The following is a 14,619-nucleotide window of genomic DNA, read 5'->3' on the forward strand; positions in this document are numbered from 1 at the left end:
TGCCTGACGGACAGCCCGGACGACGCTAAACGGGACAACTTTCAATCCTCAAACGGATCAGGGCTTTTGTAGCGCATGCCACAGGCCAGACAGGCAGCCTCTCCCCCAATTCGGACATAAAGGGGCCCTGGTGGCGCTTTCGTCACCAGGGCCCCACGCGCGCGTTGCCGCGCCTTCACATCCGAGGGTGCCCCTACTCGGCCGTCACGACGGTGACTTCACCGATGCCGAGTTCCTCGACGGGCTTGCGGATCTGGGCCGCGTCGCCGACCAGGACGGTCACCAGACGGTCCACCGGGAAGGCGTTGACGACGGCCGCGGTGGCCTCCACCGTGCCCGTCTCGGCGAGCCGACGGTACAGCGTGGCCTGGAAGTCGTCGGGCAGGTGCTGCTCGACCTGGTCGGCCAGGGTGTTCGCCACGGAAGCGGCCGTCTCGAACTTCAGCGGCGCCACGCCGACGAGGTTCTGCACCGCGACATCGCGCTCGGCGTCGGTGAGCCCGCCCTCGGCGAGGGTGCGCAACACCGCCCACAGGTCCTGGAGGGCGGGACCGGTGTTGGGCGTGTCGACGGAGCCGCTGATGGCGAGCATCGAGGCGCCGGTGCCGTCCGGGGCGGAGCGCAGCACCTGCCCGAAGGCGCGCACGCCGTAGGTGTAGCCCTTCTCCTCGCGCAGGACGCGGTCGAGGCGGGAGGTGAGGGTGCCGCCCAGGCAGTACGTGCCGAGCACCTGCGCCGGCCACACCCGGTCGTGCCGGTCGGGTCCGACACGGCCGATCAGCAGCTGCGTCTGGACGGCGCCGGGGCGGTCCACGATGACGACGCGGCCGGTGTCGTCGGCGGTGACCGGGGGCACCGGGCGCGGCTCGGCGGAGGAACCCGTCCAGGAGCCGAGGGTCTCGGCGAGCAGCGCGTCGAGGTCGGTGCCGGTGAGGTCGCCGACGACCACCGCGGTGGCCGTGGCGGGGCGGACGTGCCGCTCGTAGAAGGCGCGGACGGCCGCCGAGTCGATGGCCTCGACGGTCTCCTCGGTGCCCTGACGCGGGCGGGACATGCGCGCGGTCGCCGGGAACAGCTGCCGGGACAGCTCCTTGGCGGCGCGCCGGGAGGGGTTGGCCAGCTCGTGCGGGATCTCGTCGAGGCGGTTGCGCACCAGCCGTTCGACCTCGCTGTCGGCGAACGCCGGTGCCCTGAGGGCGTCGGAGAGCAGGCCGAGCGCCTTGGGCAGCCGGGAGACCGGCACTTCGAGGGAGAGGCGCACACCGGGGTGGTCGGCGTGCGCGTCGAGGGTGGCGCCGCAGCGCTCCAGCTCGGCGGCGAACTCCTCGGCCGTGTGCTTGTCGGTGCCCTCGGAGAAGGCGCGCGCCATGATCGTGGCGACGCCGTCCAGACCGGCCGGCTCGGCCTCCAGGGGGGCGTCCAGCAGCACCTCGACGGCGACGACCTGCTGGCCGGGGCGGTGGCAGCGCAGGATGGTCAGACCGTTGTCGAGGGTGCCGCGGGTGGGCGCCGGGAAGGCCCAGACCTTCGGCTCTCCCGCCTGGGGTTGGGGGTGGAAGTCCATGGGGGCGAGCTCGGTCACTTGGCCGTCTCCTCGTTGTCGTCGGCTGCTTCCACGGTGGCCGCGGACTCGACGTCCTCGGCGTCGGCGTCCGGCACGGTGTCGGTGGGGACGGTCGGCTCGTAGACGAGCACCGCGCGGTTGTCGGGGCGCAGGCGGGCCTGGGCGACCTGCTTGACCTCCTCCGCCGTCACCTCCAGTACGCGCGTGACAGCGGTGAGGGCGAGCTGCGGGTCGCCGAACAGGACGGCGTAGCGGCACAGTTCGTCGGCGCGGCCCGCGACGGTGCCGAGCCGGTCCAGCCACTCGCGCTCCAACTGGGCCTGGGCGCGCTCCATTTCCTCCGCCGTGGGGCCCTCCTCGGCGAACCGGGCCAGCTCCTCGTCGATCGCGGCCTCGATGACGGGGACCTCGACATCGCCGGAGGTCTTCACGTCCAGCCAGCCCAGCGAGGGCGCCCCGGCCAGCCGCAGCAGGCCGAATCCGGCGGCCACCGCCGTACGGTCGCGGCGCACCAGCCGGTTGTAGAGGCGGGAGGACTCGCCGCCGCCGAGGACGGTCAGGGCGAGGTCGGCCGCGTCGCACTCGCGCGTGCCGTCGTGCGGGAGGCGGTAGGCGCCCATCAGGGCGCGCGCCGGGACCTCCTCCTCGACGACCTCGCGCAGCTGCTCGCCCATGATCTCCGGCAGCGAGCCGTCGCGCGGGGCGGGCTTGCCGTCGTGGGCCGGGATGGAGCCGAAGTACCGCTCCACCCAGGCGAGGGTCTGCTCGGGGTCGATGTCGCCGACGACCGACAGCACGGCGTTGTTCGGGGCGTAGTAGGTGCGGAAGAACGCGCGCGCGTCCTCCAGCGTCGCCGCGTCCAGGTCGGCCATGGAACCGATCGGGGTGTGGTGGTAGGGGTGGCCCTCGGGGTAGGCGAGTGCGGTGAGCCTCTCGAAGGCCGTGCCGTAGGGGACGTTGTCGTAGCGCTGGCGGCGCTCGTTCTTCACGACGTCCCGCTGGTTCTCCATGGACTCGTCGTCCAGGGCGGCCAGCAGCGAGCCCATGCGGTCGGCCTCCAGCCAGAGGGCGAGCTCCAGCTGGTGGGCGGGCATGGTCTCGAAGTAGTTGGTGCGCTCGAAGCTGGTGGTGCCGTTCAGCGAGCCGCCGGCGCCCTGCACCAGCTCGAAGTGGCCGTTGCCCTTGACCTGCCCCGAACCCTGGAACATCAGGTGCTCGAAAAGGTGAGCAAGGCCGGTACGGCCCTTGACCTCGTGGCGCGAGCCGACGTCGTACCAGAGGCAGACCGCCGCCACCGGGGTCAGGTGGTCCTCCGAGAGCACCACGCGCAGGCCGTTGGCCAGGCGGTGCTCGGTCGCTGTCAGGCCCCCGGTGCCTGCCTGGTCTGTGGCCGTGTGACCCATGGGCATGTACGTCCCTTCGATCGCGGACGCGGTCGTGCAAACCGCGGTCTTCCTGCCGGTCCTGCCACTGTATGCAAGCGTGCGCGGCCCTGGTGAAGTTCCCGGTCCGCCTACGCCGAGGGCGGACGCCCGGCGCGGATCGCGTAGCCTGCGGGCAGCCGTGAGCGGAGCCCCCACTCCGCACCGGGCGGACCGGGCGACGCCGGGTCCTGGTCCGGGTTGTCAGTGTCGCGGTCCACAATGGTCCGCGTCAGATCCAGTTCACGCGTCAGCAAGGAGCCTTGGCAGCGATGGCCCGCCGCAGCACGAAGACCCCGCCGCCCGACGACTCGTACGAGGAGAAGATCCTCGACATCGACGTCGTCGACGAGATGCAGGGCTCCTTCCTCGAGTACGCGTACTCGGTCATCTACTCCCGCGCCCTGCCGGACGCCCGTGACGGCCTCAAGCCGGTGCACCGCCGCATCGTCTACCAGATGAACGAGATGGGCCTGCGCCCCGACCGCGGCTATGTGAAGTGCGCGCGCGTGGTCGGCGAGGTCATGGGTAAGTTGCACCCGCACGGCGACTCGTCGATCTACGACGCCCTGGTGCGCATGGCGCAGCCCTTCTCGATGCGCGTGCCCCTCGTCGACGGCCACGGCAACTTCGGCTCCCTCGGCAACGACGACCCGCCGGCCGCCATGCGGTACACCGAGTGCCGCCAGGCGGCCGCGACCAGCCTGATGACCGAGTCGATCGACGAGGACACGGTCGACTTCACGCCCAACTACGACGGTCAGGAACAGGAGCCGGTGGCGCTGCCCGCCGCCTTCCCCAACCTGCTCGTCAACGGCTCCTCCGGTATCGCGGTCGGCATGGCCACCAACATGCCGCCGCACAACCTCGCCGAGGTCATCGCGGCCGCCCGCCACCTGATCCGCTACCCCAACGCGGATCTGGACGCCCTGATGAAGTACATCCCCGGCCCCGACCTGCCCACGGGCGGCCGGATCGTCGGACTGGCCGGCATCCGCGACGCCTACGAGTCGGGCCGCGGCACCTTCAAGATCCGCGCCACGGTCGCGGTGGAGACGGTGACGGCGCGCCGCAAGGGCCTGGTCGTCACCGAACTGCCCTTCACGGTCGGCCCGGAGAAGGTCATCGCGAAGATCAAGGACCTGGTCGGTTCGAAGAAGCTCCAGGGCATCGCCGACGTCAAGGACCTCACCGACCGCGAGCACGGCCTGCGCCTGGTCATCGAGATCAAGAACGGCTTCGTACCGGAGGCCGTCCTGGAGCAGCTGTACAAGCTGACGCCGATGGAGGAGTCCTTCGGCATCAACAACGTCGCCCTGGTCGACGGCCAGCCCCTCACCCTGGGCCTCAAGGAGCTGCTGGAGGTCTACCTCGACCACCGCTTCGAGGTCGTGCGGCGCCGCAGCGAGTTCCGCCGCACGAAGCGGCGCGACCGGCTGCACCTGGTGGAGGGCCTGCTCACCGCGCTCGTCGACATCGACGAGGTGATCCGGCTGATCCGCTCCAGCGAGAACAGCGCGCAGGCCAAGGAGCGCCTGATCGAGCGCTTCTCCCTGTCGGACATCCAGACGCAGTACATCCTGGACACCCCGCTGCGCCGGCTCACCAAGTACGACCGCATCGAGCTGGAGGCGGAGAAGGACCGGCTGAACGAGGAGATCGCCGAGCTGACCCGGATCCTCGACTCGGACGCGGAGCTTCGCAAGCTGGTCTCCGCCGAGCTGGCCTCGGTGGCCAAGAAGTTCGGCACCGAGCGGCGCACGGTGCTCCTGGAGGCGGGCGGCGCGCCGGCGCAGACCGTCGCGCTGCAGGTGGCCGACGACCCGTGCCGGGTGCTGCTGTCCTCCACCGGGCTGCTGGCCCGCACCGCGAACGGCGACCCCTTCGCGGACGACGGCGCGGCCCGGCGGACCAAGCACGACCTGATCGTCTCCGCGGTGCCGGCGACGGCGCGCGGTGAGGTGGGCGCGGTGACCTCCGCGGGCCGGCTGCTGCGGATCAACGTCGTCGACCTGCCGACGCTGCCGGACACGGCGTCGACGCCGAATCTCGCGGGCGGCGCGCCGCTGGCGGAGTTCGTCTCCCTCGACGCCGGCGAGACGCTGGTCTGTCTGATCACCCTCGACGAGTCCTCCCCCGGTCTGGCGCTCGGCACCGAGCAGGGCGTCGTCAAGCGTGTGGTGCCCGACTACCCGTCCAACAAGGAGGAGTTGGAGGTCATCACCCTCAAGGACGGCGACCGGATCGTCGGCGCGATGGAACTGCGCACCGGCGAGGAGGACCTGGTCTTCATCACGGACGACGCCCAGTTGCTGCGCTACCAGGCGGCGCAGGTGCGTCCGCAGGGCCGTCCGGCGGGCGGTATGGCGGGCATCAAGCTCGCGGACGGGGCGAAGGTCATCTCCTTCACGGCGGTGGACCCCGCGGTGGACGCGGTCGTCTTCACCGTCGCCGGTTCCCGCGGCACGCTGGACGACTCGGTCCAGACGACGGCCAAGCTGACGCCGTTCGACCAGTACCCGCGCAAGGGCCGCGCCACCGGCGGGGTGCGCTGCCAGCGGTTCCTCAAGGGCGAGGACTGCCTGTCCGTGGCCTGGGCGGGACCCGCTCCGGCCCGTGCGGCGCAGAAGAACGGCACCCCGGCCGAGCTGCCCGAGATGGACCCGCGCCGCGACGGCTCGGGCGTGTCGCTGCCGAAGACGGTGTCCGTGGTGGCGGGGCCGGTCTAGGCCCCGGTCCAGGCCCCCGCCGGGGGCTCGTCCTCGGAGCCGCGTACGAAGCGCAGGACGCCCCACATGCCGTGCTCGTCGGCGTGCGGGGCGTCGCTCCGGCACGCGTCGAGTTTCTCGGCGAGGGCGGTCCCGTCGATGCCGGAGCCGATCAGGACGAGCTGGGTGAGCCGCTCGCCGGGTGCCCAGGGCTCCGGGGTGAACCGCAGGAACCGCCCGACGGAGTGCACCCCGTAGCGGTTCCCGCGGTCGTGCGGCCCGAAGTCGACGTACCCCTTGATCCGGTAGAGCCCCTCGGGACGGCTGTCGAGGAAGTTCATCAGCCGGCGCGGGTCGAGGGGCACGTCGGAGACGAAGGAGACGCTGTCGTAGCCGGTGTGCAGATGCGGGTGGGACTCGTGCTGCTCGCCGGGCCGCCCGTGCTCGTGGAGGTCGTCGAAGGACAGCTGCCCGACGCGCTCCTCGCTCGGCCGGCAGTCGAAAAGGAACTCGGGGTCGATCCGGCCGTAGGTGGCGGGCACGACCGCGGCGCCGTCGACGAGACCGTTCACGAGGGTCCGGACCCGGTCCGGATCCGCCGCCCGGTCCAGCTTGTTGACGACGACCAGGTCCGCGAGCGCGAGATGACGGTCGATCTCGGGATGCCGGGTGCGGGTGTCCTCGAACTCCGCGGCGTCGACCACCTCCACGAGGCCGCCGTAGACGATCGCCGGATGCTCGCTCGCGAGCACCATGCGGACCAGTTCCTGCGGCTCGGCGAGACCGCTGGCCTCGATGACGATGACGTCGATTCCGGTGCCGGGAGCGGCGAGCCGGTCGAGGTAGAGGTCAAGTTCGCTCGCGTCGACCGCACAGCACAGGCACCCATTGCCGAGGGACACCGTCGAGTCCCCGAGGGCGCCCGCCACGGCCATGGCGTCGATCTCCACGGCCCCGAAGTCGTTGACGATCGCCCCGATACGGCTGCCTCCGCTGCGGTGGAGGAGATGGTTGAGGAGCGTGGTCTTCCCGGAGCCGAGGAAGCCGGCGAGGACGACGACCGGGATCTGCGGCGCGTTGTGGCTCTGGGACAACGAGCGACCTCTCTCACACCGACGCGTGCACCGGCTCGCGTTCCGGCGTGCGTACGAGGAATCCATGCCGGTCCAGGATACGAGCCGCGGGAAAGCGGGCGGAGTGAACGATTGTTAGCTGCGCCGACGGGGCAGTTGTTGGGCATGGCGTCGGACTGTGCGACCCTCGCTTCCCTCCGTGCGCCTCCTCTCCGCCTCCCAGCCGATCAGAGCCGCTCGGCACTCTGGGAGACGGCAAGCGCCGCCCACCGCTCGCCGGTCCCCATCAGTCGACCCGCACCCCGACGACCGGCGGACGGCCGCCTGATTCGGGGGTTGACATGGCCACACAGAGTTCGGGGTTGGGAAGCCTCGGCCGAGCCGCACGAGCCGGCCTTGGGGCCGCGATCGAAGCGCTCACGCGACGCAGGTCGGCGCAGCACCGACGCGCCGCCCTGACCGAACAGCACCGGCTCCACTTCGACCTGCTGTGCAAGGCGATGGACGACCCCGCCCTGACCGCGGTCCTGGACACCTACGACACCGACATCCCGCTCGACAGACAACGCCAGTTCCTGTTCGCGAACGCCCTCTACGTCAACGCCCTCTACTACTACCGGATCGGCGCGGTGACACGGTCCGAGCTGTTCGGGCACCTGCGGATCATGTGCCGCAACCAGATATTCCGTGACTACTGGGACGCCACACGGCCTCATCGCAAGAGCTTGCCCGACACCTCCGAAGAAGCCGCGTTGGGCAGCATGATGGACGAACTGATCCAAGAACTCGCCGACACCGACACGGACGAGTGGTGGGTGGTGGGGACACCACCGGAAGACCCGCCCTGACGGCATCGGACCGGGGTCAAGGTCCGGCTCGGAACATCACCCGCTCTCCAGGTGTTTATCCACCCACGGCGGGCGACTAGTCGCTATCTTGTTGCTGGCCCTCTCCGGGGCGCTCCGACGAACACCCTTGCGCTCGGAGAAGGACTGCTCCGTCGCACACGCATGCCCGGAGACCGCGCGCTCGGAGGCCGCTCCCTCTCCCCCGAGCCACAAGGCTGGTACCTCTCGGTGAAAATCGTGCGACGTATTGGGGCTTCGCCTCGCGAGCGCGGCAGCAGCACGGGGCAGTCCTGCCCCGACATCTTCGAACTCGATGACGGCGACTTCGCCGTCATCGGCCGTGAGGCCACGTCTGAACTGGACCCCATGCTTCCCGCCGACGCCTCACGCGCCGACTACGAGCGCATCGTCGTCATCACCCGAGAGACCCTGCTGCGCGCGAAGAAGGACATCCCCGACGCCTGAGGCGTTCGAGTACCCACGGACGAACCGGCGTCGAATCGGCGCCGGTTTCCCTTGCGCCGGACCAGCATCGGTCTCAGGCGTTTTGCCACGGAGTACGCGGGAAGTGTCCGGACCCGACTGCGAGGGGGACCGTGACGGGGCACCGGCATGGCGTTCCATAGGCAGGTCTCTCGCCTGGTTGGCCGTCGCGCTCAGTGCCGTCTTCTCTGGAATTGCCGTGTTGCTCCTCGTTGGGACACTGATCCTCCAGCAACGTGAACTGCGCATGCAGCGGGAGGAACTCGCGCTGCAGAGAGCCGAGCTGATCGCGTCTCGCGAGGAACTTCGGAGGAGCGCCACCGCGGATCTGCGCGGCCTGCACATTCAGCTCATCTACGAGTGGGGGACCATGACGGACGCCGAAGTGCTGTCCCACGCACGTACTTTGGTGCAGAGCCCGGCGTTCCGCCACTACTGGCAGCTGTCCCGCGACGCCAAGTCGGCACTTTCGCCGGAGAGCCCGGAAGGCCGCTTCTTCAGGCTGTTCGATCACGCGATTCGTGAGAGTACCCGGGGAGGGGGCTCCTCACCCTCCTGACGTTCGCCTGCTCTGCGGCGGCGACTCCGTAGCCCCGAGGCCGCCGCCGCAACCGCTGCCCGAACAGGATCCGCAACCGCCGCCCGAGCAGGACCCGCGACCGCCGCCCGAGCAGAATCGGAGTAGAACACGAGCGGACCGGGAAGCCACTCTGGTTGAACTCAGGTTAGGCTCACCTTTGTGAGTACCTGCTCAAGTGACTCCCGGGAACTCGACGAGCCCCTCGCGGGCACCGCGGCCACCGCGAGGACCTGGCTCCTCCTGGAGCAGCCGGGGCCGTGGGGTGCCAAGGCACTCACGTCGAGTCACCTGGATCCCGCTCTGGGCCGAGCCCTGGAGGCCGCGGCCAAGGACACCGGCGTGCGCGTCGCGCTCATCCGCCGCCCGGGTCGGCACGCCGACCGCGGTATGTCCACCGCCCGCCAGGTGTACGCCGCGCACACCACTCCAGGGAACGCCTGGCTGCACAGCGCCACGGTCTGCGACCCACGCCGGCTGCTCGACGTCGACTTCACCGCGCTCGGCAAGGGCGACCCCCGCACCTTCGACACCGCGCTGCGGGCGGGCCCGCACACCGGCGAGCCGCTCGCTCTGGTGTGCACCAACGGCAAACGGGACCGCTGCTGCGCCCTCCTGGGCCGCCCCCTGGCCGCCGAACTCGACGCCTCCGGCATGGACGGGATCTGGGAGGTCACCCATCTGGGTGGACATCGCTTCTCACCGACGCTGCTGGTCCTGCCGTACGGCTACGCGTACGGGCGGGCCGAGGCGCACGCGGTCAAGGAGATCCTCGACCGGACGCGGGAGGGCCGGATCGTCGTCGAGGGCTGCCGCGGGAACTCCGCCTGGGACCGGCCCGGGCAGGCGGCCGAGCTGGCCGTGCGCACGGCCGCGGCCGAGTACGGGGCGGACGCGCTGAGCGTGGTCCGCACGGCTGGCGCGGCCCCCCGCTGGACGGTGACCGTCGCGCACACCGACGGACGGCAGTGGCATGTCGTCGTGTCCCAGGAGACCGCGACGCCCCCTCGTGCGGAGAGCTGTGGCACGTCAGTGCTCGGGTCGCCCGCGCGGATGGACGTGGTGGCGGTGCGGGAGCTGAGCATCGCGAGCGCCCTCGCCGGCTGATCACGAGGGACCGGACAGTGCCCCCTTGATCACCCGACCCCAGCATTGATCAAGAGGCATCGCACCTGCCCACCCGTACGGACGACACCACGACGACCGCGACGACCGCGACGACCGCGACGACCGCGACGACCGCGACGACCGGGGCACTGATCCGGGGATCCGCCGCACACCCCCTTCGGTCGCCCCGCCCCGCCCACGTACCGTCGTGGGTATGAGCCCCACTCCCCCCGCGCGCCGCCTGCGCCTCGGTCTGCCGCGGCGGATGTTCTCGCAGGTGCTGCTGATGCAGGTGGCGATCGCCGCGGGAGTCGCGGTGCTCGCCACCGGACTGTTCCTGGCCCCGCTCGGCAACCAGCTCGACGACCAGGCGATGCGCCGGGCGCTCGCCATCGCCCAGACGACCGCCGTCGATCCGCAGATCGCCGAGGACGTCGTGAACACGCCCCCGACGGCAGACGGGCCGGTCCAGCGGGAGGCGGAGCGGATCCGCGAGGCCACACGGGCCGAGTACATCGTGGTGATGGACTGGCGTGGGGTGCGCTGGTCGCACCCCACGCCGGACGAGATAGGCCGGACCGTGTCGACGGACCCCGGGCAGGCGCTGGCGGGCCACGCGGTCATGCAGATCGACGACGGCACCCTGGGCCGCACGGCCCGCGGCAAGGTGCCGTTGCGCGACAGCGCCGGGGACATCGTGGGGGCGGTCTCGGTCGGCATCGCCTACGACAGTGTCCGGGCCCGGCTGATCCACGCCATCCCTGAGCTGCTCGCCTATGCCGGCGGTGCCCTGGCGGTGGGCGCGCTGGCGGCCTGGCTGATCTCCCGGCGGGTCCATCGGCAGACCCGCGACCTGGCCTTCTCCGACATCTCGGCGTTGCTGGCGGAGCGCGAGGCGATGCTGCACGGCATCCGGGAGGGCGTGGTCGCCCTGGATCGCGCCGGCCGGATCCGCCTGCTCAACGACGAGGCCCGCCGCCTGCTCGGGATCGGGGACGAGTCCCTGGGCCGCTCGCCGGACGAGGCGCTGGGGGACGGCCGTACGACGGATGTGCTGGCCGGCCGGGTGACAGGCACCGATCTGCTCACCGTGCGCGGCCGGCGGGTGCTGGTGGCCAACCGGATGCCCACCGACGACGGCGGCGCGGTGGCCACCCTGCGCGACCGTACGGAGCTGGAGCAGCTCGGCCGGGAGCTGGACTCCACCCGCGGTCTGATCGACGCCCTGCGCGCCCAGGACCACGAGCACGCCAACCGGATGCACACCCTCCTCGGGCTGCTGGAGCTGGAGATGTACGGCGACGCCATGGATTTCGTGGGCGAGGTGGTGGGCGACCACAGGGCGACCGCGGAACAGATCACGGAGCGGATCCGGGACCCGCTGCTCGCGGCGCTGCTGGTAGGCAAGGCGACCGTGGCGGCCGAGCGTGGTGTCGCGCTGGTGGTGTCGGACCGGACCCGGCTCCCGGACCGGCTGGTCGACCCGGGTGGTGTGGTCACCATCGTCGGCAACCTGGTGGACAACGCCCTGGACGCGGCCGCCGGGACGCCGCACGCGCGCGTGGAGGTCGAGTCGCGTGCCGAGGGGACCACCGTGGTGCTCACCGTGCGCGACACGGGGCCGGGAGTGCCGCCCGGACAGTACGAGTTGATCTTCACCGAGGGCTGGTCCACGAAGGAGGCGCCCGCCCACCGCGAGCGCGGCATCGGGCTCTCCCTGGTGCGCAGGCTCGCCGAGCGGCAGGGCGGCGGCGCCACCGTGGCGCGGGCCCAGGGCGGTGGCGCGGAGTTCGCCGTCGTCCTGCCCGAGGCACTCACCGAGCCGGACACGGAGCCGGCCCTCACCGGGCCCGCGGACCGCTCCGCGGTCAAGGAGGAGTCGCGATGATCGAGGTCTTGGTCGTGGACGACGACATACGGGTCGCGCAGGTCAACGCCGCCTATGTCGAGAAGGTCCCTGGCTTCCACGTGGCCGGGGAGGCGCACAGCGCGGCCGAGGCGCTGCGGCGGGTCGAGGAGCTGGCGCGGGTGGACCTCGTGCTGATGGACCACTACCTGCCCGACGACACGGGCCTGTCGGTCGTACGGGAGATGCGCCGGCGCGGCCACCGGACCGACGTCATCATGGTGACGGCCGCGCGGGACGTCTCCACCGTCCAGGAGGCGATGCGGCACGGCGCGTTGCAGTACCTGGTCAAGCCGTTCGCCTTCGCGGGTCTGCGGGCCAAGCTGGAGGCGTACGCGGAGCTGCGCCGCACGCTCGACGGCGGCGGCGAGGCGGAGCAGGCGGAGGTGGACCGCATCTTCGGCGCCCTGTCGGCGTCCTCGGAGCCAGGGCTGCCCAAGGGGCACTCCCCCACCACGGCGGAGCTGGTCCGCCGTGCCCTGATCGATGCCGGGGGCCCTTTGTCGGCCCAGGAGATCGCGGAGCGCACCGGCGTGAGCCGCCAGACCGCGCAGCGCTATCTGAAGCTGCTGGAGCGCACCGGACGGGCCCGGCTGACCCTGAAGTACGGGGACGCGGGCCGCCCGGAACACCGTTACGTGTGGGCGACCCGCGCCTGAGGGCACGGCCGGTGGGTGGGGGCGGGGGAAGCGGCCGTGTCCCGTACGTGGATACGGATCCGGAGCGCGATTGTCTCCGGCGGCCGCCGGTCCGCCGGGGCCTGTCGCGCAGGGGGCCTGGCCTACGGCACGAGGGCAGGCCCTACGCAGCCCCCGCTCCGGTGAGGGACCGGACCTCGGTCTCCGCGTGCTTGGCCTCGTCCGGGACCTCGGTGGAGGTGACGGTGCCGAGCCAGCCGGCGACGAAGCCGAGCGGGATGGAGACGATGCCGGGGTTCTGCAGCGGGAACCACTGGAAGTCGACACCGGGGAAGAGGGATTCGGGGCTGCCGGACACCACCGGTGACAGCAGGACGAGTGTCACGGCCGGGACGAGACCCCCGTAGACGGCCCAGACGGCGCCCCGGGTGGTGAAGCCCCGCCAGAACAGCGAGTAGAGCAGCACGGGCAGGTTGGCGGACGCGGCGACGGCGAAGGCGAGGCCCACGAGGAAGGCGACGTTGAGGTCGCGGGCCAGCAGGCCGAGGGCGATGGCGACCACGCCGATGCCGACCGCGGCCACGCGGGCGACGGCGACCTCGCTGCGCGGCTTGGCCCGGCGGCGCCGCAGCGACGCGTACAGGTCGTGGGCCACGGACGCCGAGGAGGCGAGGGTGATCCCGGCGACCACGGCGAGGATGGTGGCGAAGGCCACCGCGGCGACGACGGCGAACAGGACCGTCCCGCCGGTGGAAGCGGCCCCTCCGCCCAGGTCGAGTGCGAGCAGCGGCACGGCGGTGTTGCCGGCGGCGTTCGAGGCGCGTACCTCGTCGGTTCCGACGATGGCGGCCGCTCCGAAGCCGAGGACGATGGTCATCAGGTAGAAGCCGCCGATGAGCCCGATCGACCAGACCACCGAGCGCCGGGCCGCCCGTGCGGTGGGCACGGTGTAGAAGCGGGACAGGATGTGCGGCAGTCCGGCGGTGCCGAGGACCAGGGCGAGCCCGAGGCTGATGAAGTCGAAGCGTGCCGTCCAGTCGGCGCCGTACTTGAGTCCGGGGGCGAGGAACGACTCGCCGTGGCCACTGCGTTCGGACGCGGTGAGCAGCAGGTGGTCGAAGTCGCCGTGGAAGCGCACCAGGACGAGCACGGTGAGCGCGATGGTGCCGCCCAGCAGCAGGACCGCCTTGACGATCTGGATCCAGGTGGTGGCCCGCATCCCTCCCAACGAAACATAGATCACCATCAACGCGCCGACGCCGATGACGGTCCAGGTCTGCGCCGCCTCGCTCTGGCGCCCGAGCAGCAGCGCGACCAGGCTGCCCGCACCCACCATCTGCGCCACCAGATACAGAACGGACACGGCCACCGAGGAAGTTCCCGCCGCGATCCGCACGGGCCGCTCGCTCATCCGTGCCGCGACCACGTCGGCGAGGGTGAACCGCCCGCAGTTGCGGACCAGTTCGGCGACCAGGAAGAGCACCACCAGCCAGGCCACCAGGAAGCCCACCGAGTACAGCAGTCCGTCGTAGCCGTAGAGCGCGATGAGTCCGGAGATGCCGAGGAAGGACGCGGCCGACATGTAGTCACCCGCGATGGCAAAACCATTCTCCATCGGTGAGAAGAGACGGCCGCCGGCGTAGAACTCCTCGGCCGAGCCCTGCCGGTGGCGGCTCACCCAGGTGGTGATCGCCAGGGTGACGGCGACGAACGCGCTGAACAGCACCAGCGCCAGGGTCTGGTGATCACCCGTCACGACGACCCGCCCCTCGTGCCGCGGGTCATCTCCTGGGTGTCCCAGCGCAGTTCGAGCGCCGCCCGGTCCCGGCGCAGCCGGGCGTGCCGGGCGTAGGCCCAGGTGAGCAGGAAGGTGGTGAGGAACTGTCCGAGCCCGGCGAGCATCGCCACGTTCACCGCGCCGAACACCGGCCGGGCCATCAGCCCCGGTGCGGTGGTGGCGGTGACGACGTAGCCGACGTACCAGGCCAGGAATCCGGCGACGGCCGGCACCACGAACCTGCGGTACCGGCTGCGCACCTCCTGGAAGGCGGCGCTGCGCTGCACCTCCAGGTAGATCTCCGCGGCCGTGGCCTGCTCGGTGCGGGCCGGCGGTACGGGTGCGGGGACGTCGTCCGACTCGCCCCAGCCGGCGGCGAGGGCGTCGTACCAGGGGTCGTCGTACCGTACGCTCCCCGGCGCGTCGGCCGGGTCCGAGCTGTCGGGACCACCCTCGCTCGCGCGGAGGTGACCGTTGCTTGAGTGCATGCCCAAGGATGGACAGAACGGGAAGATCC

The 14,619-nt window shown here is 71.3% G+C and carries 12 protein-coding genes; 7 read left to right on the plus strand and 5 right to left on the minus strand.

The annotated features are described in order from the left end of the window. Positions 1-193 precede the first annotated feature (193 nt). Both AB0E07_RS20020 and AB0E07_RS20025 read right to left on the minus strand, forming a co-directional pair. A complete protein-coding gene (locus AB0E07_RS20020) occupies positions 194-1,582 on the minus strand; it encodes a pitrilysin family protein (RefSeq protein ID WP_362253466.1) in 1,389 nt (462 codons plus the stop codon). Beyond that, on the minus strand, positions 1,579-2,973 hold the full coding sequence (locus AB0E07_RS20025; protein ID WP_362253469.1) for a pitrilysin family protein: 1,395 nt from the start codon (positions 2,971-2,973) through the stop codon (positions 1,579-1,581). Before AB0E07_RS20025 ends, AB0E07_RS20020 begins: the two co-directional genes overlap by 4 nt. Before the next feature lie 284 nt (positions 2,974-3,257). Here AB0E07_RS20025 and AB0E07_RS20030 point away from each other — a divergent pair, with 284 nt between their 5' ends. Continuing rightward, positions 3,258-5,714 (plus strand): DNA topoisomerase IV subunit A, encoded by a 2,457-nt coding sequence (locus AB0E07_RS20030; protein ID WP_362253472.1) that lies wholly within the window; start codon positions 3,258-3,260, stop codon positions 5,712-5,714. On the opposite strand, the gene AB0E07_RS20035 is transcribed toward AB0E07_RS20030, so the two are convergent. Next, complete coding sequence (locus AB0E07_RS20035) at positions 5,711-6,787, minus strand: GTP-binding protein (protein WP_362253475.1); 1,077 nt, start codon at positions 6,785-6,787, stop codon at positions 5,711-5,713. The genes AB0E07_RS20030 and AB0E07_RS20035 overlap by 4 nt on opposite strands. 320 nt (positions 6,788-7,107) lie before the next feature. Between AB0E07_RS20035 and AB0E07_RS20040 the strand changes: the two genes are divergently transcribed. From AB0E07_RS20040 to AB0E07_RS20065, 6 genes are all read left to right on the plus strand, one after another. Then, positions 7,108-7,614 carry a DUF6082 family protein gene (locus tag AB0E07_RS20040; RefSeq protein WP_362253477.1) on the plus strand — a complete coding sequence of 169 codons (507 nt, stop codon included), beginning with the start codon at positions 7,108-7,110 and terminating at the stop codon, positions 7,612-7,614. A 228-nt stretch (positions 7,615-7,842) separates the two neighbouring features. Continuing rightward, positions 7,843-8,079 carry a hypothetical protein gene (locus tag AB0E07_RS20045; protein WP_362253729.1) on the plus strand — a complete coding sequence of 79 codons (237 nt, stop codon included), beginning with the start codon at positions 7,843-7,845 and terminating at the stop codon, positions 8,077-8,079. Between the two features lie 178 nt (positions 8,080-8,257). Next, on the plus strand, positions 8,258-8,656 hold the full coding sequence (locus AB0E07_RS20050; RefSeq protein ID WP_362253481.1) for a DUF6082 family protein: 399 nt from the start codon (positions 8,258-8,260) through the stop codon (positions 8,654-8,656). A gap of 180 nt (positions 8,657-8,836) precedes the next feature. Beyond that, complete coding sequence (locus tag AB0E07_RS20055; protein WP_362253484.1) at positions 8,837-9,781, plus strand: sucrase ferredoxin; 945 nt, start codon at positions 8,837-8,839, stop codon at positions 9,779-9,781. 214 nt (positions 9,782-9,995) lie between these two features. Next, positions 9,996-11,669: a sensor histidine kinase gene (locus AB0E07_RS20060; protein ID WP_362253487.1), complete on the plus strand. Its 1,674-nt coding sequence runs from the start codon at positions 9,996-9,998 to the stop codon at positions 11,667-11,669. After that, the gene (locus AB0E07_RS20065) at positions 11,666-12,346 is read left to right on the plus strand and encodes a response regulator (RefSeq protein ID WP_362253489.1); all 681 of its coding nucleotides are present in this window, start codon (positions 11,666-11,668) and stop codon (positions 12,344-12,346) included. Before AB0E07_RS20060 ends, AB0E07_RS20065 begins: the two co-directional genes overlap by 4 nt. A gap of 142 nt (positions 12,347-12,488) precedes the next feature. On the opposite strand, the gene AB0E07_RS20070 is transcribed toward AB0E07_RS20065, so the two are convergent. Then, positions 12,489-14,081 (minus strand): cation acetate symporter, encoded by a 1,593-nt coding sequence (locus AB0E07_RS20070; RefSeq protein WP_362253491.1) that lies wholly within the window; start codon positions 14,079-14,081, stop codon positions 12,489-12,491. Next, entirely contained in the window at positions 14,078-14,590 is a 513-nt protein-coding gene (locus AB0E07_RS20075) for a DUF485 domain-containing protein (RefSeq protein ID WP_362253495.1), read from the minus strand. Before AB0E07_RS20075 ends, AB0E07_RS20070 begins: the two co-directional genes overlap by 4 nt. Positions 14,591-14,619 lie beyond the last annotated feature (29 nt).

The sequence above is a fragment of the Streptomyces sp. NPDC048002 genome (assembly GCF_040653275.1).
Lineage (GTDB): Bacteria > Actinomycetota > Actinomycetes > Streptomycetales > Streptomycetaceae > Streptomyces.